The sequence below is a fragment of the Serinicoccus sp. CNJ-927 genome, from assembly GCF_001942435.1.
GTDB classification, from domain to species: Bacteria; Actinomycetota; Actinomycetes; order Actinomycetales; family Dermatophilaceae; genus Ornithinicoccus; species Ornithinicoccus marinus.
In genome coordinates this window covers 26,881-44,283 of record NZ_MKKF01000002.1, presented here as the reverse complement: position 1 = coordinate 44,283, position 17,403 = coordinate 26,881, and the positions used below count along the sequence as shown (strand labels likewise).

General features: G+C 74.4%; 14 protein-coding genes, 1 pseudogene and 1 riboswitch. Of the genes and pseudogenes, 6 read left to right on the top strand and 9 right to left on the bottom strand.

The genetic code is table 11. The annotated features are described in order from the left end of the window. The first annotated feature begins 258 nt into the window (after window positions 1-258). Window positions 259-1,287: a helicase-associated domain-containing protein gene (locus BJF86_RS18465; RefSeq protein ID WP_321166122.1), complete on the top strand. Its 1,029-nt coding sequence runs from the start codon at window positions 259-261 to the stop codon at window positions 1,285-1,287. Continuing rightward, window positions 1,284-3,434, top strand: a complete 2,151-nt coding sequence (locus tag BJF86_RS00745) for an acyltransferase family protein (RefSeq protein WP_083652607.1) — start codon at window positions 1,284-1,286, stop codon at window positions 3,432-3,434. Before BJF86_RS18465 ends, BJF86_RS00745 begins: the two co-directional genes overlap by 4 nt. Before the next feature lie 19 nt (window positions 3,435-3,453). Here the strand turns inward: BJF86_RS00745 and BJF86_RS00740 are convergent. From BJF86_RS00740 to BJF86_RS16785, 3 genes and pseudogenes are all read right to left on the bottom strand, one after another. Beyond that, window positions 3,454-5,435: pseudogene (locus BJF86_RS00740) on the bottom strand (M13 family metallopeptidase). A 276-nt stretch (window positions 5,436-5,711) separates the two neighbouring features. Further along, window positions 5,712-5,990 carry a hypothetical protein gene (locus tag BJF86_RS00735; RefSeq protein WP_075816574.1) on the bottom strand — a complete coding sequence of 93 codons (279 nt, stop codon included), beginning with the start codon at window positions 5,988-5,990 and terminating at the stop codon, window positions 5,712-5,714. A 42-nt stretch (window positions 5,991-6,032) separates the two neighbouring features. After that, window positions 6,033-6,497 (bottom strand): NUDIX domain-containing protein, encoded by a 465-nt coding sequence (locus tag BJF86_RS16785; protein ID WP_237768016.1) that lies wholly within the window; start codon window positions 6,495-6,497, stop codon window positions 6,033-6,035. A gap of 118 nt (window positions 6,498-6,615) precedes the next feature. On the opposite strand from BJF86_RS16785, the gene BJF86_RS00725 reads away from it, so the two are divergent. Both BJF86_RS00725 and BJF86_RS17765 read left to right on the top strand, forming a co-directional pair. Further along, window positions 6,616-7,506: an ABC transporter ATP-binding protein gene (locus BJF86_RS00725; protein ID WP_075816573.1), complete on the top strand. Its 891-nt coding sequence runs from the start codon at window positions 6,616-6,618 to the stop codon at window positions 7,504-7,506. Next, entirely contained in the window at window positions 7,503-9,098 is a 1,596-nt protein-coding gene (locus tag BJF86_RS17765; protein WP_075816572.1) for an ABC transporter permease, read from the top strand. The genes BJF86_RS00725 and BJF86_RS17765 overlap by 4 nt, the downstream gene beginning before the upstream one ends. 62 nt (window positions 9,099-9,160) lie before the next feature. On the opposite strand, the gene BJF86_RS00715 is transcribed toward BJF86_RS17765, so the two are convergent. The 6 genes from BJF86_RS00715 to ribD form a co-directional block, all read right to left on the bottom strand. Continuing rightward, window positions 9,161-9,892, bottom strand: a complete 732-nt coding sequence (locus BJF86_RS00715) for a GOLPH3/VPS74 family protein (protein WP_143553613.1) — start codon at window positions 9,890-9,892, stop codon at window positions 9,161-9,163. A 38-nt stretch (window positions 9,893-9,930) separates the two neighbouring features. Beyond that, window positions 9,931-10,869, bottom strand: coding sequence for a hydroxymethylglutaryl-CoA lyase (locus tag BJF86_RS00710; RefSeq protein ID WP_075816570.1), 939 nt, complete (start codon window positions 10,867-10,869; stop codon window positions 9,931-9,933). Between the two features lie 77 nt (window positions 10,870-10,946). Beyond that, window positions 10,947-11,408 carry a 6,7-dimethyl-8-ribityllumazine synthase gene (ribH, locus tag BJF86_RS00705; RefSeq protein WP_075816569.1) on the bottom strand — a complete coding sequence of 154 codons (462 nt, stop codon included), beginning with the start codon at window positions 11,406-11,408 and terminating at the stop codon, window positions 10,947-10,949. Next, window positions 11,405-12,646: a 3,4-dihydroxy-2-butanone-4-phosphate synthase gene (gene ribB / locus BJF86_RS00700; RefSeq protein ID WP_075816568.1), complete on the bottom strand. Its 1,242-nt coding sequence runs from the start codon at window positions 12,644-12,646 to the stop codon at window positions 11,405-11,407. Before ribB ends, ribH begins: the two co-directional genes overlap by 4 nt. Then, window positions 12,643-13,242, bottom strand: coding sequence for a riboflavin synthase (locus BJF86_RS00695; protein WP_075814506.1), 600 nt, complete (start codon window positions 13,240-13,242; stop codon window positions 12,643-12,645). Before BJF86_RS00695 ends, ribB begins: the two co-directional genes overlap by 4 nt. Further along, on the bottom strand, window positions 13,242-14,495 hold the full coding sequence (ribD, locus tag BJF86_RS00690; RefSeq protein ID WP_075816567.1) for a bifunctional diaminohydroxyphosphoribosylaminopyrimidine deaminase/5-amino-6-(5-phosphoribosylamino)uracil reductase RibD: 1,254 nt from the start codon (window positions 14,493-14,495) through the stop codon (window positions 13,242-13,244). The genes BJF86_RS00695 and ribD overlap by 1 nt, the downstream gene beginning before the upstream one ends. Before the next feature lie 118 nt (window positions 14,496-14,613). After that, window positions 14,614-14,744, bottom strand: a riboswitch (FMN riboswitch). 202 nt (window positions 14,745-14,946) lie between these two features. Here ribD and BJF86_RS00685 point away from each other — a divergent pair. Continuing rightward, the gene (locus BJF86_RS00685) at window positions 14,947-16,635 is read left to right on the top strand and encodes a DNA repair helicase XPB (RefSeq protein ID WP_075816566.1); all 1,689 of its coding nucleotides are present in this window, start codon (window positions 14,947-14,949) and stop codon (window positions 16,633-16,635) included. Window positions 16,636-16,688: 53 nt separating this feature from the next. Beyond that, complete coding sequence (locus BJF86_RS00680) at window positions 16,689-17,396, top strand: response regulator transcription factor (protein WP_075814512.1); 708 nt, start codon at window positions 16,689-16,691, stop codon at window positions 17,394-17,396. Window positions 17,397-17,403: the final 7 nt, after the last annotated feature.

Below are 17,403 nucleotides of genomic sequence, written 5' to 3'. Positions count from 1 at the left end.
GCGGACGACTGGCTGGACGACGCCGCCGGGGCCCGGTGGGCCGCTCTCGCGGGCGCCTGGTGGGCCTCCTCCGCCGCGGCGGACCTCGTCGGGACCACGGACGGCGGCCGGGTCAACGCGCTGTCGACCGCGACGTCATACCCCCTCGGGCGGCAGCGCCGCCAGGACGCGCTGCGCGCCCTCGCCACGCTGCCGGCCGGAGCCGTGGCGCAGGAGGACGCGCTGGGCGAGCTGCTGCGGTGGCGGCACCCGCTGCGGATGGCGCGGCACGCCGCCAGCACCGACACGGCTGCCAGCCTCGTCACCGTGCTGCGCGAGGCGGAGTGGGCCGGGGTCACCGGTCGGGGGGCGCTGAGCGGACCGGGCCGGGCGGTCGTGGCGGACGACGCCGCCGGTGCCGCCGACCTCATGGAGCCCCTGGTCCCGGCGGCCGTCGACCACGTGCTGCTGCAGGCCGACCTCACCGCGATCGCGCCGGGCCGGCTGGACGGCGCGGCGCGGGCGCTCATGCGGCTCGTCAGCGACGTGGAGTCGCGCGGCGGCGCGACCGTGCACCGCTTCGGCGAGGAGAGCGTGCGTCGCGCGCTGGACCTGGGGTGGACCGCCGACCGGGTGCTCGAGGAGCTGGCCGCCGTCTCGCGCACCGGGGTGCCGCAGCCGTTGGACTACCTCGTCCGCGACGTGGCGCGGCGGCACGGGGTGGCCCGGGTGGGGGCCTGCTCGGCCTACCTGCGCTGCGACGACGCCGCGCTGCTGGACCGGATCGAGCGGGACCGCGCCCTCGGCATGCTCCAGTGGCGACGGATCGCCCCGACGGTGCTCGTCTCACCGGTGCCCGCGCCCACGGTGATGGACCTGCTGCGCGAGGAGCAGTATGGCCCGGTCGCCGACGGCGTCGACGGCGGGCTGGAGCTGGCAGGTGCCCGGCAGCACCGGGCCGCCCCGGCCGCGACCCCGGCGGTGCGCACCCACGGCGTCGACGAGGTGGTGGCCCGCCAGGTCGTCGGGGTCATGCGCCGCGGCGACACCGGTCGTGCGGCGAGCCACGACGAGGAGGGCACGATCACCGACCCGGTGGTGGTCGCCGCCACGCTGCGCGAGGCCGCGGTGGACGGGCAGGCGCTGTGGATCGGGTATGCCGACGACGTCGGCGGCGTCGCCACCCACCTGGTGCGGCCGCTCGCGGTCGAGGCCGGCCGGGTGCGCGCGAGCCTGGGAGACGCCGACAACGACAACGTGCGCACCTTCTCGCTGCACCGGATCACGAAGGTGCGTCCGGCGCGGTGAGCGGCGGCGACACCGGGGGCACCGGCACGGTGACCGCCCCGACGACGGCGGCGCGCGCGGACCCCGTCGGCCGGGACGGCGGGGCGGGCAGGGGGCCACGGCCCGAGGTGGAGCACCCGGTCCTGGAGGCGCACCACCGTCCCGAGCTGCACGGCCTGCGCGGCCTCGCCATCGCGCTGGTCGTGGTCTTCCACGTCTTCGGGGACGGGCGCGTCTCCGGCGGCATCGACGTCTTCCTGGCGATCTCCGGCTTCCTCTTCACCGGGATGCTGGCGCGCGAGGCGGTGCGCACCGGCGGGGCGGTCCACGTCGGGCGCTACCTCGGCCGGATCGTCCGCCGCCTCCTGCCGAGCGCGGTGCTCGTCCTGGCCGCCACGTGGGTCGCGGGCCGGCTGCTCCTGCCCGAGACGCGGTGGGAGCAGCTGGGCCGGGAGCTGCTCGCCAGCCTCACCTACCGGGAGAACTGGGAGCTCATCGACTCCCAGCTCGGCTACGGCGCGGCGGGGGCGCTGACCAGCCCGGTCCAGCACTTCTGGTCGATGTCGGTGCAGGGGCAGTTCTACCTGGTGTGGCCGCTCGTGGTGGTCGGGTGCGTGCTGGTCTCGCGGGCGCTGCGCCGGTCGGTGTGGCCGGTGCTGCTCGTGACCGTCGCCGGCGTCACGACGGCCTCGATGGCGTGGGCGGCCCGGTTGCACCTGGCCGACCAGCAGGTGGCCTACCTGCACACCGGTGCGCGGCTCTGGGAGCCGGCGCTCGGCGGGGTGCTGGCGCTGCTCGCCCTCGAGCGGCGGCTGCCACGGGGCGTGCGCGTCGTCTGCGGCTGGGTCGGCGTCGCGCTGGTCGCCACCTCCGGGCTCGTGCTGGACGGCGCCGCGCTCTTCCCCGGCCCGGCCGCGCTGTGGCCGGTCGGCGGCTTCGCGCTGGTCATGGCTGCCGGGTCGACGGGCACCCGGTGGGGCGCCGACCGGTGGCTGTCCGGCCGGTGGCTGGCGTGGGCCGGCGACATCGCCTACCCGCTCTTCCTCTGGCACTGGCCGATCGTGGTCTTCACCCTCGTCGTCACCGGGCGGGACCGGCTGGGGCCGTTCGACGGGGCCCTGGTGATCCTCGCCTCGGTCGTCGTCGCGCACCTGACCCACACCCTCGTGGAGCGCCCCCTCACCGGCCCGCCGCTGCGGCGGCCCTGGTGGGTGGTCCTCGTCGGGGCGCTGGTCGTCGGGCTCGGCGCCGGTGCGCTCGGCGCCTGGACCGCCACCCTGGTCCAGCAGCGCGAGGCCGCGCTCGCGCAGGCGGCGCAGGACGATCCGGCCTACCCCGGGGCCGCGGCCCTGGGCGAGCCCGGCTTCGGCAACACCGGCGCCACCCCCGTGCCGGACCTGGCCGCCGCGCCCCGGGACAACGCCGACGTCTACGACCAGGGGTGCATCCAGGACCACGCGGACACCGAGGCGGCCTCCGAGGTGCTGGTCTGCGAGGGCACGGCCCCCGGCGCCGACACCACGCTGGTGCTCACCGGCGGCTCGCACATGGTGCACTACCTGCCCGCCCTGCAGGTGGTCGCGGAGCAGCAGGGGTGGGACGTCGTCGTCATCAGCCGCTCCGGGTGCCACCTGAGCGCCAACACCGGCGACTACCCGACGGCGACGGACGCCCTCCCGACGGACAGCTGCGTGGCGTGGAACGACGCGGCGCTGGAGACCTTCGTCGAGCTCGACCCGGACGCCGTGCTCACCCTCGGCTCGACCACCCAGCCCGGCAGCGAGCAGGTCTCGCGCGGCTTCGTCGACGTCTGGGACGAGCTGGACCGGGAGGGCATCGAGGTCATCGGCTTCCGCGACACCGCGCGCCTGCCCCAAGGGGTGCCGGACTGCCTGTCCGAGCAGCCGGAGGACACCGGCGGCTGCGGTATGCCACGGGCGCAGGGCTACCGCGACGCGCCGCCCTGGACCGGTCGCGACGACCTGCCCGGCAACGTCTCCTTCGTCGACCTGATCGACGGCGTGTGCACCCACGAGACCTGCCCGCCCATCGTGGGCGACGTCGTCGTCTACAGCGACCACAGCCACCTCACGGCGACCTACGTCCGCACCCTCGCGCCGATGCTGGACGCCGAGCTGCGGCGGGTGGCGCCGCAGCTCTACCGCTGAGCCCGGGGCATACCCGCTCTCAGAAGATCCGGACCCGCTCCTGCGGGTCGAGCCAGAGGCCGTCGCCCTCCTGGGTGCCGAAGGCCTCGTGGAAGGCGTCGACGTTGCGCACCGTGTTGGCGCGCAGGTCGGCCGGGGCGTGCGGGTCGACGGACAGCAGCCGGCGGGCCTCCTCCTCCCGGGCGACGGTGCGCCAGACCGAGCCCCAGCCGAGGAAGAAGCGCTGGTCACCGGTCCACCCGTCGACCTCCGGGGCCTGTCCGTCGGTGGCGATGCGGTAGGCGAGGTGGGCCAGCTCGAGGCCGCACAGGTCACCGATGTTCTCGCCGACGGTGAGGCCGCCGTTGACCGTCGCGGTCCCACCCGGGATGTCGCGCGGGGAGAAGGCGCCGAACTGCTCGACGAGCCGCTGGCTGCGGGCGTCGAAGGCTCCCGGTCGGCCTCGGTCCACCAGTCGGTGAGCGACCCGTCACCGGCATACCTGCTGCCCTGGTCGTCGAAGCCGTGCCCGATCTCGTGCGCGATGACCGCCCCGATCCCGCCGTAGTTGGCGGCGTCGTCGGCGTCGACGTCGAAGAAGGGCGGCTGCAGGATCGCCGCCGGGAAGACGATCTCGTTGAGCATCGGGTGGTAGTAGGCGTTGACCGTCTGCGGGGTCATCAGCCACTCGTCCGGATCGATCGGGCCACCGATCTTGCCGAGCTCACGGTCGGTCTCGAAGGCGGCGCCGCGGCGCACGTTGCCGACGAGGTCGGCGGCGTCGAGCTGGTAGGCCGAGTAGTCGCGGAAGGCGGGCGGATGGCCGATCTTGGGCCGGAAGGCCGCGAGCTTCTCCAGGGCGCGCTCCTGGGTCTGCTCCCCCATCCACTCCAGCTCGGTGATGCGCTGCCGGAAGGCCTCGGTGACATGGGCGACCAGCTCGGTCATCCGCTCGCGGGCGGCCGGCGGGAAGTGGGCCTCGACGTAGAGCTCGCCCGCCGCCTCGCCGAGCAGCGCCTCGACCAGCCCGACGCCGCGCTTCCACCGCTCCTTGTTGGCCGGCGTGCCGGACAGGGTGCGGCCGTGGAAGTCGAAGTGCGCCTCGACGAGGTCATCGGTCAGGTAGGGCGCGAGCGAGTCGACGAGCCGCACGACCAGCCAGGCCTGCCAGTCGGCCAGCGGCACCTCCTGGAGCGCCTCACCGACGGCGGCGAGGACGTCGGGCTGCCGGGCGACGACCGCGTCGAGCGCACCGGCGGGGGCACCGAGGCCGTCCGCCCAGGCGTCCCAGTCCCAGCCGGGCGTCCGCTCGGCCAGCTCGGCGCGGGTGAGCCGGGTGTAGCTCTTGACCGCGTCACGCGCGGCGACCCGGTCCCAGTGCGCGGCGGCGATCCGCTCCTCGAGGGCATACAGGCGCTGCACGGCGTCGTCGCCGAGCACGTCGTCGAGGCCGGCCTCCGCGAGGGCCGGGGCGGCCAGGTCGAGCAGGCGGGCGAGGTAGGCGCGGTAGGCGTCGCGGACCGCGGCGTGCTCGTCCGCGGTGTAGTAGGCCTCGTCGGGCAGCCCGATGCCCCCCTGGTGCAGGTAGGCGATGTAGCTGTCCGGATCCCCCGCGTCCGCGGTGACCCACACGTGCGCCAGCCCGTCGACGCCCTCGCGCTGCAGCCGGGCGGACAGCCCGACGAAGGCGCTCGCGTCCGTGACCTGCGCGACCTGCCGCAACGGCTCGACCAGGGGGTCGAGCCCGACCCGAGCCACCTGCTCGGTGTCCATGAAGCTGGCGTAGAGCGCGCCCACCTTGCCGGCCGGGGTGTCCAGCGCGGGCTGCCGCTCGGCGGCGCGCTCGATGAGGTCGCGGACCGCGGACTCGGCGTTCTCCCGCAGCGTGTCGAAGGCGCCGTAGCGCGACCGGTCCTCCGGGATCGTCGCGGACGCGAGCCAGCCCCCGTTGACGTGGGCGAAGAGGTCGTCCTGCGGGCGGACGTCGGTGTTCATGGTGCTGCGGTCGATCCCAGACTTCATGCCCCCCACGGTATGCCGTGCCGCCGCGCGGTTCGCGCCCAGCAGGCTTGCCGCGGCGTCAGGTGCGGCGGGCCCGTGCGCGCAGGTGCGTCCACAGGGAGGCGATGGCCCCGGCATACCGCGTGAGTATGCCAGCGCGGGCCGGCACCTCCGGCCGCAGCGTCCGCGCGAGGCCTCAGGCCACCGACCCGCCCGGCCTGAACGGCTCAGGCGTTCATGTGCGCGGCTGAGCCGGTCCGGCCCGGGCGTGTCTCGGGACGGAGCACGCATCCTGCGTCAGGTGCGGCGAGCCCGTGCGCGCAGGTGCGTCCACCAGAAGGCGATGGCCATGAACGTCCAGGCTGACGCGAAGATCACGTACCAGATCAGCCCGTCGTCGAACCAGGTCCTCCCTTGCCGCACCCCGAGCAGCACCCCGGCCCAGTAGAGCACCGCGAAGACCGGCGAGGACCACCTCAGCAGACGGACAACGAAGTCGTCCCCGCGCGCGGCTGCCTCGCGTCGCTGATCCTCGCGCGTCCCCGGTCGCCAGCTCCCGTCCTCGCCCATCGGCATACCGCGTGAGTATGCCAGCGCGGGCCGGCCCGCGGGCCTGCCTCAGAGCAGGTCGGCGAGGGCGTCGGGCACGAGCCGGGGCAGGTCGACGCCGGTCGCCGCGCGCCACACCCCGACGTCGCTGGGCGCGTCGAGCACCGGGAACGGACCGGCGCCGAGCATCGCGCGGCCGGTGAAGGTCGCGTCGTGGACCACGATGTACTCGTGCCCGGGGCGGCCGTTGAAGACGAAGATGTTCTCGATGACGCCGAGCCGCTCCCCCACCTCGAGCTCGGCGCCGAACTCCTCGCGGAACTCCCGCCGCAGCGCCTGCTCGGAGGTCTCGCCGAACTCGATCCCGCCGCCTGCGGGCCGGTGCAGGGTCTCGTCACGCGCGGGGTCGAGGTATTCGGTCACGAACAGCGCGCCCGTGCCCGGGTGGCGGATCAGGGCGAGGCTGAGCACCCTGATGTGCGTGGGCGGCAGGTAGTCGCTGGCGCTCGCCCCGGCCGGGGTCTCCTCGGTCACCTGCGCAGCGTAGTCCGGGGCGGACCGACCTGCGCCCCGGTCTACCGCCGCTCCCGACCGCGCAGGTGTCCCCGCGACGTCCGGCCAAGCGGCGGTGACGAGGAGTAGCGTCGGTCGCGTGGACGCCATCGAGCTCGTCGAGGTCACCAAACGGTTCGGCACGACCACGGCGCTGGACCGCCTCACCATGTCGGTCGAGCAGGGCGAGGTGCACGGCTTCCTCGGCCCCAACGGCTCGGGCAAGTCGACCACCATCCGCGTCCTGCTCGGGCTGCTGCGCGCCGACAGCGGGACTGCGCGGCTGCTCGGGGGCGACCCGTGGGCGGACGCACCCGCGCTGCACCGGCGCCTGGCCTACGTGCCCGGTGACGTCGCGCTGTGGCCCGGGCTCACCGGTGGCGAGGTCATCGACCTGCTCGGACGGCTGCGCGGCGGGCTGGACCAGGGCCGTCGCGCCGACCTGCTGGAGCGCTTCGACCTCGACCCGACCAAGAAGGGCACCACCTACTCCAAGGGCAACCGGCAGAAGGTCGCGCTCGTCGCGGCCCTCGCCTCGGACGTCGAGCTGCTCCTCCTCGACGAGCCGACGAGCGGGCTGGACCCGCTCATGGAGGCGCAGTTCCGTCTCGTCGTCGAGGCCGAGCGCGAGCGGGGCCGGACCGTGCTGCTCTCCAGCCACATCCTGTCCGAGGTCGAGCACCTCTGCGACCGGGTCTCGATCATCCGCGCGGGGCAGATCGTGGAGTCCGGCACGCTCGCCGAGCTGCGCCACCTCACGCGCACCTCCGTGGTCGCCGAGCTCGCCGTGCCGGTGCCCGCCGGGGTCGCCGACGCGCCCGGTGTCCACGACGCGCAGATCGAGGGTCACCGCCTGACGTGCCAGGTCGACGACACCGAGCTGGGGTCGGTGATGTCGCGGCTCTCCGCCCTGGGCATCCGGTCCATCACCTCCACCCCGCCGACGCTGGAGGAGCTCTTCCTGCGGCACTACGACAAGTCGGCGCCGTGACCGGCCTCGGCGAGCTGGTCCGGCTCGCGGCCCGGCGCAGCCGGTGGTTCTATCTCGCCTGGGTGCTCGCGCTCACGGTCGTCGTGCCGGCCACGGCGGCCGCCTACGAGCAGATCATCGACCCCGACAACGCCGACCTCCTCATCACCACGATGACCGCCAACCCGACGATGCGGGCGATGCTCGGCCCGCCCGTGGACCTCACCACCGCGGGCGGGTTCACCGTCTGGCGGGTCGGCACCTTCGTCGCCGCGATGACCGCGATCATGGCCGTCCTCGGCATCATCCGCTCGACGCGGGCCCAGGAGGAGGACGGGCGCACCGAGCTGCTGCGCTCCGGCGCGGTCGGGCGGCACGCCCCGCTCGTCGCCGGGATACTCGTCACCGTGGGCGCCTGCCTGGCTCTCGGGGTGCTCGTGGCCGGGGCCATGACGGCCCTCGGCGAGCCGGTGGCCGGGTCCGTCGCCTTCGGTGCCGGTCTCGCGCTCGTCGGCGCCACCTTCGCCGGGGTCGGGGCGGTCGCCGCCCAGCTGAGCGCGTCGGCGCGCACCGCCCGCGCGATCGGGATGTGGACGATCGCGGCGGCATACACCCTGCGCGCGGTGGCCGACGGGTCGAGCGACGACGCGGTGTCGCGGCTGGCGTGGGGCTCGCCGCTGCAGTGGATGGCACTGGTGCGGCCGTATGCCGGTGAGCGCTGGTGGGTGCTGCTGCTGCCCGCGGCGGCCGGCCTGCTGCTGCTCGTCGGCGCCGTGGCGCTGGAGGCGCGACGTGACCACGGGTCCGGGCTGTGGGCGGCGCGGCGGGGCCGGGCGGCTGCCCCGGCGGGTCTGCGCAGCGGCGCCGCCCTGGCCTGGCGGCTGCACCGGGGTCAGGTCGTCGGCTGGAGCCTGGGGATGCTGCTCTTCGCTCTCGCCATGGGCTCGTTGTCGACGAGCTTCGCCGACATGCTCGAGCAGGTGCCGCAGCTGCGGGTCGTCTTCGAGCGCATGGGCGGCGGCGCCGAGCAGCTGGCGGAGGCGTTCTTCGTCGCGATGCTGGGCATCGTGTCGGTCGTCATGGCGGTGGTCGCGGTGCAGCTCTTCGGGCGGCTGCCCGAGCAGGAGGAGCGCGGGCACGCCGAGCTGGTGCTCTCGACCGCCCTGCCCCGGGGCCGGTTGCTCGCCAGCCACCTCGTCATCGCCGCTGCCGCGCCGGTGCTGCTGCTCGCCGCGGCCGGGGCGGTCCTCGCGCTCAACCAGGCGCGGGCCACCGGGGACGCGTCCTGGGTCGCGCAGACCGCGGGAGGTGCGCTGGCCCTGGCACCGGGCGGTCTCGTCGCGCTCGGGGTCGCGGTGCTGCTCCACGGGTGGGCGCCCCGGTTCGGGTGGCTCGCCTGGGTGGTCGTCGGGTGGAGCCTGTTCATGGTCTGGGTGGGCACGGCGCTCGGCCTGCCGGAGTGGCTGACGCGGCTGACCCCGTGGGCGGCGCTGCCGCAGCTGCCGGTGGAGGAGATGGACTGGGCCGCCGTGCTCGGCACGCTCGCGGCCGCGGTGGCGCTCATGGCCCTGGGCGCGGTCGGCTACCGACGGCGGGACATCGCCGGCACCTGACACCCGCGAGCGGTCCACCCCGGGCGGCGACGCCGATGGACGCGGGAGCACGGGCATACCTCTCAGAGCTCGCCGAGCACCCGCACCAGCGCGCGCACCGGCAGGCTCAGGAGCCGGCCGGCGCCGACCACCACGTCCAGGAACTCCAGCGCCTCCCCGACCCCGGAGAGGACGTCGCCCATGCCCTCGGCAACGTCCCGCCCCTCGACCCGCTCGCGGGCGTCGTCACCCAGTGTCGTCGGGAAGTAGTGCAGGTCGGTCCGCAGCGTCTCGACGATGGCGGCGGCCCGGTGGTCGAGCGTGAGGACGTCCTCGCCGGGGAAGAGGGTCGGCAGCAGGCCGAGCTCGAAGACGAGGGCGACGAGTAGCGCGGTATGCCGGTCCGGTCGCCGGTCCACCCCCAGCGCCTCGCGCAGCCGGGCGAGGACGCCCGCCTCACGGTGGGCGTCGCGCGGGAGGTGCCGGGAGCGGTTCAGCCAGCGCCGGCGGAGCGCGCCGGAGCCCCGCAGCCGCGCCAGCAGCTCCCCGACCTCACCGCGACGAGGGCGCTTCAGCTCGGCCGGGCGCTGCCCCACGACCTGCTGGGCCACCTGCTCCAGCAACCGGTCGCCACCCGTCGTCCCGCTCAGGCCGGCCACCAGCACGCCGTGGTCGTCCAGGGCCAGCCGGCGACGTGCGAGCAGCTCGACCACGAGCGACACCCGCACCGCCGCACGGACGGCCGGGCGCCGGACCAACCAGGTGCCCGTGCGGTCGTCGAGCAGCAGCAGGATGAGCTCTTCCCCCAGCAGCATCGCCTCATCGTAGGCCGCCGACACCCCGCCGGGAACGCTCAGCCGCCGGCGAGTGCCCGCACGACCCGCGAGGGAGCCGGCCGGCCGAGCTGCTCGGCCATCCAGGTGCTGGTCCGCACAAGCGCGTCGAGATCGGCGCCGTGCTCGATGCCCAGGCCGTCGAGCGCCCACACCAGGTCCTCGGTCGCGAGGTTGCCGGTGGCCGACTTGGCATACGGGCAGCCGCCCAGACCACCCGTCGAGGCGTCCACCACCCGGACCCCGCGGCCGATGGCGGTCATGGTGTTGGCCAACGCCTGGCCGTAGGTGTCGTGGAAGTGCACCGCGCTCTGCTCCGGGCCGATGCCTGCGTCGTCGAGCGCGTCGAGGAGCCAATGCACGTGGCCCGGGGTGCCGACGCCGATGGTGTCGCCGATCGAGAGCTGGTCGCAACCGAGGTCCATGAGCCGGGAGCAGACGTCGACGACCTGCTCGACCGGCACCGGTCCCTCCCAGGGGTCGCCGAAGCACATCGAGACGTAGGCCCGCACCCAGGCACCGGCGTCCAGCGCGCGCTTCACCACGGGCGCGAACATCTGGAGCGACTCCTCGACCGACCGGTTGAGGTTCTTGCGGGCGAAGGTCTCGGTCGCGCTGCCGAAGATCGCGATCGAGGTGACGCCACGCTGCAGGGCACGGTCCAGGCCGCGCTCGTTGGGCACGAGGACCGGACGCTGCCGCCCCGTGCCGATCTCGCCCAGCTCGTCCAGCAGCTCCTCGGCGTCGCCGAGCTGGGGCACCCACTTCTGCGGGACGAAGCTGGTGAGCTCGACCGTGTCCAGCCCGGCGGCGAGCAGCCGCCGCACGAACTCGGCCTTGACGTGCGTCGGCACGACGGACTTCTCGTTCTGCAGGCCGTCGCGGGGACCGACCTCGTAGATCGTCACCCGGTCGGGCTGGCCGGGCAGCGGCTCGGTCATCGGCAGGGTGCGGCTCATGCCGTCAGCCTCTCAGATGCCGCCACGGCAGGGGTGAGATCCCCGGCCGGAGCAACCACACGCGACGCCCGGTCGGTTCAGCGCAGGGCCAGGGCGGTCGCGACGGCGGCGGTCGCGGCCTCGTGGCCCTTGTCCTCGCCCGACCCCGGCAGCCCGGCACGGTCGAGCGCCTGGGCCTCGTCGTCACAGGTCAGCACGCCGAAGCCGACGGGCACGCCGGTCTCGACCGACACCTGGGTCAGCCCGGAGGTCGCCGCCTGACAGACGTAGTCGAAGTGCGGTGTGCCGCCGCGGATCACCACACCGAGGGCGACGACGGCGGCATACCCCTCCCGGGCCAGCCGGGCCGCGGCCACCGGCAGCTCGAAGCTGCCCGGCACCCGCACCTCGCGGACGTCCTCGACCCCCATCTCGGCCAGCGCCCGCCGGGCGCCGTCGATCAGACCGTCCATGACGACCTGGTGCCACGACGCGGCGACCACGGCGACGCGCAGCCCGCTTCCCTCGACGCTGAGGGTGGGTGCTCCGGCCTTGCTCATGCTGTGCTCCTCGTCTCGTGGGTCGGGGTCGTCAGGTGCGGGGAGTGCCCGAGGCGCTCCACCTTGGTCCGCAGGTATGCCTGTGCCTCGGCCGGTGCCGGTCGTCCCGACGGCAGCGTCTGCGCCACGACGAGGCCGAGGTCGGTCAGCGCGCTCACCTTGTCGGGGTTGTGCGTGAGCAGCCGCAGCGGCCGCCCGGCCTGCCCGAGGTCCTCGAGGATCGCCGCGGCGACGGAGTAGTCGCGCGCATCCACGGGCAGCCCCAGCGCCTCCTGCGCGGCGACGGTGTCGAGCCCGCCGTCCTGGGCGGCATACGCCCGCAGCTTGTCGACCAGCCCGACGCCGCGGCCTTCGTGCCCGCGCAGGTAGACCACCGCGCCGCCCTCGACAGCGACCCGCGCCAGCGCGTCCTGCAGCTGCGGCCCGCAGTCGCAGCGACGCGAGCCCAGGGCCTCGCCGGTGAGGCACTCGGAGTGCACGCGCACCAGCGGGCTCGGCCCCGGGTCGGGGCGTCCGAGGAGCGCGAGGTGATCGACGCCGGTCACGAGGTCGCGGTAGCCGTGGACGACCAGCTCGCCGTGCTCGGTCGGCAGCGTCGAGCTCGCGACCCGCTGCACCCGGTCGTGCCGCTGCCGGTAGGTGACCAGCTCGGCGATGGTGAGGACCGGCAGGTCGTGCTCGGCCGCGAGCGCACGCACCTGCGGACCGCGCAGCATCTCGCCCTCGTCGTCGACCAGCTCGCCGATGACGCCGACAGGCGCGAGGCCGGCGAGCCGACACAGGTCGACGGTGGCCTCGGTGTGGCCGCGCCGGGCGAGCACGCCGCCGTCGCGGGCGCGCAGCGGCACGAGGTGACCGGGTCGCCGCAGGTCGGCGTGGGTGCTGCGCTCGTCGGCCAGCACCTGCGCCGTGCGGCAGCGGTCGGCGGCGCTGATGCCCGTCGTCACCCCGGTCGTGGCGTCCACGGTGACGGTGTATGCCGTGCGCAGCTCGTCCTCGTTGGCGGCGTCGGCCACCATCGCGGGCAGCCTCAGCCGGTCGGCCCAGGCGCCGGGCATCGGCGCGCAGAGGAAGCCCGAGGTGTGCCGGACCGCCCATCCGGTCCACCCCGGGGTCAGCGTCTGCGCGGCCAGGACCACGTCACCTTCGTCCTCCCGGTCCTCGTCGTCGAGCACGAGCACCGGGCGACCGGAGCGCAGCGCGTCGAGCGCCCGGGGGACCGCCGCGACGGCGCTCATCGGGCGAGCTCCGGGTCGAGCAGCCGCTCGGCATACTTCGCGAGCACGTCGACCTCGACGTTGAGCGCCTCGCCGGCGCCGCGACGGCCGAGCGTGGTCAGCCCGAGGGTGGTCGGGATGAGCGAGACCTCGAACCAGTCCGGCCCGACCGCGGAGACGGTGAGGGAGACGCCGTCGAGCGCGACCGAACCCTTGTGCGCGACGTAGCGCGCCAACCGCGGCGGCAGCGCCAGCCGGACCACCTCCCACCGCTCCCCCGGCGTGCGCGAGACCACCGTCGTGGTGCCGTCGACGTGGCCCTGCACGACGTGGCCGCCGAGCCGGCCTCCGACCGGGAGCGAGCGCTCGAGGTTGACCGGGTCGCCCGCGGCCAGACCACCCAGGGTCGTGACGGCGAGCGTCTCGGCCATGACGTCGGCGACGAAACCGTCCTCGGTGCGCCGCGTGACCGTCAGGCAGACGCCGTTGACGGCGATCGAGGCGCCGTGGGTGGCGTCGGCGGTGACGAGCGGGCCGCGGATCACGACGACGCTCGCGTCCGCGCCGTCGGTGCGGGAGACGAGGGAGCCGAGCTCCTCGACGATGCCGGTGAACATCAGGGGACCTCCTGGTCGGACGGGGTATGCGCGTGCTCGCTCGACGCCGCGTGAACAGCAGCGGTGCCGGTGGACGCCGAGGCGGCGCTGTGGGTGGGTGCGGAGCCGTTCCGGGTCGTAGCCGGGCCGGGCACCGACCGGAGCCGCAGCTGCAGGTCCGGTCCGAGCCGGTCGACGTCGACGAGATCCAGGCGCGCGGCGTCGGTGAGGGTGCCGATGCCGAGGTCGGGGACAGCACCGGGCCCGGCACCGAGCAGGGCCGGCGCGAGGTGGACGAGCAGCTCGTCGACCAGCCCGGCCCGCCAGAACGCCCCGGCCAGCGTCGGGCCGCCCTCGAGCAGCACGCTGTGCACCCCGCGGCCACGCAGCTCGGCCAGCACCTGCGCCGGGTCGTGGGTGCGCAGGTGCAGCACCGGCCCCTCTCTCGAGGAAGAGACCTGGTCGTCGCGAGGTCCTTCTCCCGACGACCAGCCGTCGGCGTTGCCCTCTCCCGGCACCATCTCCCCCGCCCGCGTCTCCCCCAGCCGGCTCCCCGCGGGCAGGTCCCGGTGGCCCACGACGACCCGGAGCGGTTGGTCCGGCAGGAGCCGACCGGCGCGGTCCCGAGCGGTGAGCGAGGGGTCGTCGGCCAGCGCGGTCCCGGTGCCGACGACGACAGCGCCGACCCGCGTCCGCACCCGGTGCGCCTCCGCGCGTGACTCCGGCGAGGTGATCCAGCGGCTGGTCCCGTCGGCCGCGGCGACCCGGCCGTCGAGGGTGCTGGCCACCTTCCACGTGACGTGCGGGCGCCCCAGCGTCGCCGCCCGGGCCCAGTCGGCCACGACCTGCTCGGCCCCGGTGTGCCGGTGCTCGCGCACGACGACCCCCGCCTCCCGGAGCACCCGGGCACCGCCACCGGCGTGCGTGGGGTCGGCACCGGCATACACGACCTGCGTGATGCCGGCGGCGACCAGCGCGTCGGCGCACGGCGGCGTCCTGCCGTGGTGCGAGCAGGGCTCGAGCGTGACGACGGCGGTCGTGCCACGCGCCGAGCCACCCGCCGCGGCGAGCGCCACGGCCTCGGCGTGCGGCGTCCCGTGGCCGGCGTGGAAGCCCTCCCCCACGGTCACGCCCTCGGGGTCGAGCAGGACGCACCCGACCCGCGGGTTGCGGTCGTGGCGGGGCCCGCACCGAGCCAGCTCGACCGCGCGGTTCAGCGCGGCCTCGACCGCGGCCGTCGGCGGCGCGGGGTGCAGGGTGTGGTGGCCGGTCACCCGTCGTCCTCTCCAGGTCGGTGCCCGGGGACGTGGGGAGGCTGCGGGGACGACGGCGACGCCGCCACGGGTCGCGAGGCGTGCCCGCGACGGGTGGGCGGACGGCCAGGCCGCCGACCCACGCGCTGCCTCCCTTCCGGACTTTCACCGTCGGTCCTGGAGTTCCACCAGGTCAACCGGCCGCTGGCTGCGGTCGGGTCGCGGACTGTCACCGCCGGCTCGGAGTTTCACCGACCCCGGAGCGCGTATGTCGTTCCCTGCCAGTCTAGCCCCGCCCTCCCCACCGAGCGTCGCGAATGGTTGCCCAGCTCCCCACCGAGCGCCGCGAATGGTTGGCCGGTACCCCTTCGAGCGCCGCGAATGGTTGGCTCGGCAACCACAGGCGACGCCCGGTCGGGTGGTGGTCGCGCGTCGCGGAATGCGCGCGGGGCGGCATACCGTTATCCGCACGATGAACGGCCCCCTGATCGTCCAGTCCGACAAGACCCTGCTGCTCGAGGTCGACCACGACGGCGCCGAGGCGGCGCGACGCGACATCGCTCCCTTCGCCGAGCTCGAGCGCGCCCCCGAGCACGTCCACACCTACCGCGTCACCCCGCTCGGCCTGTGGAACGCCCGCGCCGCGGGCCACGACGCCGAGCAGGTGGTGCACGCCCTCATCGAGCACAGCCGCTTCCCCGTGCCGCAGTCGCTGCTCGTCGACGTCGCCGAGACGATGGCCCGCTATGGCCGGCTCACGCTGACCAAGGAGGTCGTCGGCTCCGGCGAGGGCGCGGACGAGCCCCGCCTGGTCCTCCGCACGACCGACCGCGCGGTGCTCGCAGAAGTGTTGCGGCACAAGAAGATCAAGCCACTCGTCGGCGACCGGATCGACGACGACACCGTGCTCGTGCACCCGTCCGAGCGCGGCCACCTCAAGCAGGAGCTGCTCAAGGTCGGCTGGCCCGCGGAGGACCTTGCGGGCTACGTCGACGGCGAGGCGCACCCGATCGGCCTGGACACGACCGACTGGTCGCTGCGGCCCTACCAGCAGCACGCGGTCGACGGCTTCTGGGACGGCGGCTCGGGCGTCGTCGTCCTGCCCTGCGGCGCCGGCAAGACCTTGGTCGGCGCGGGTGCCATGGCGAAGTCGTCCACGACCACGCTCATCCTCGTCACCAACACGGTGAGCGCCCGGCAGTGGCGCGAGGAGCTGCTCCGCCGGACGACGCTCACCGAGGACGAGATCGGGGAGTACTCCGGCTCCCGCAAGGAGATCCGCCCGGTCACCATCGCGACCTACCAGGTCCTCACGCTCAAGCGGAAGGGCGTCTACCCGCACCTGGACCTGCTCGACGCCCGCGACTGGGGCCTCATCGTCTACGACGAGGTCCACCTGCTCCCGGCGCCGATCTTCCGGATGACCGCCGACCTGCAGGCGCGGCGTCGGCTCGGCCTCACCGCGACGCTGGTCCGCGAGGACGGGCGCGAGTCCGACGTCTTCTCGCTCATCGGCCCCAAACGCTTTGACGCGCCGTGGAAGGACATCGAGTCCCAGGGCTACATCGCGCCCGCCGACTGCGTCGAGGTCCGGGTGAGCATGCCGGAGGCGATGCGGATGGCGTATGCCGTCGCCGAGCCGGACGAGCGCTACCGCTTCGCCGCGTGCGCGCCGGCCAAGGACGCGGTGGTCGACCGGCTCGTCGCGGCGCACCGGGGCCAGCCCACGCTGGTCATCGGGCAGTACCTCGACCAGCTCGAGCAGCTCGCCGGACGCCTCGACGCCCCGCTCATCACCGGTGAGACGACGGTCGCGCAGCGGCAGGAGCTCTTCCGCCAGTTCCGCGAGGGCGAGATCAGCCTGCTCGTCGTGAGCAAGGTCGCGAACTTCTCGATCGACCTGCCCGAGGCCAGCGTCGCGATCCAGGTCTCCGGCACCTTCGGCTCCCGCCAGGAAGAGGCGCAGCGGCTGGGTCGTGTGCTGCGCCCCAAGGGCGACGGGCGCACCGCGCACTTCTACACCCTCGTCGCGCGGGACACGGTGGACGCGGAGTTCGCCGCCCACCGCCAGCGTTTCCTCGCCGAGCAGGGGTATGCCTACCGTATCGTCGACGCGGACGACCTCGGTGATCTCGACGTCGCGAGCCCCGAGACCGCCTGAGCCGCGCAGCATACTCCCAGGGAACTGTCAGCCTGTCTCGCCACAGTAGAGGCATGACCGCCAGTCAGAGCGACCCGGAGGCCACGCTGCTGGTGGTCGAGGACGAGACCAACATCCGCGAGCTGCTGACGACGAGCCTGCGCTTCGCCGGCTTCGCGGTGCACGCGGCCGCCGACGGGCGCAGCGCGCTGCAGCTCTCCGGCGAGCACGACTTCGACCTCGCCGTGCTCGACATCATGCTGCCGGACATGGACGGCTTCACCGTGACCCGCACCCTGCGCGAGCGCGGCCTGGACCTGCCGATCGTCTTCCTCACCGCCAAGGACTCCCTGGACGACAAGATCAAGGGCCTGACCGTGGGCGGCGACGACTACGTCACCAAGCCGTTCAGCCTGGAGGAGGTCGTGGCGCGCATCCGCGCGGTGCTGCGCCGCACCCGGGTCGCCGAGGAGGGTGACGACCACGCGCTGCGGGTCGCCGACCTCGAGCTCGACGAGGACAGCCACGAGGTGCGCCGGGCCGGCAAGGTCATCGAGGTCTCCCCCACCGAGTTCAAGCTGTTGCGCTACCTCATGCTCAACCCCGGCCGGGTGCTCTCCAAGAGCCAGATCCTGGACCACGTGTGGGACTACGACTTCCGCGGCGAGATGAACATCGTGGAGTCCTACATCTCCTACCTGCGGCGCAAGATCGACGTCGTCGGCGAGCCGCTCATCCACACCAAGCGCGGCGTGGGCTACGTGCTGCGCGAGCCGCGCTGAGGCGGCA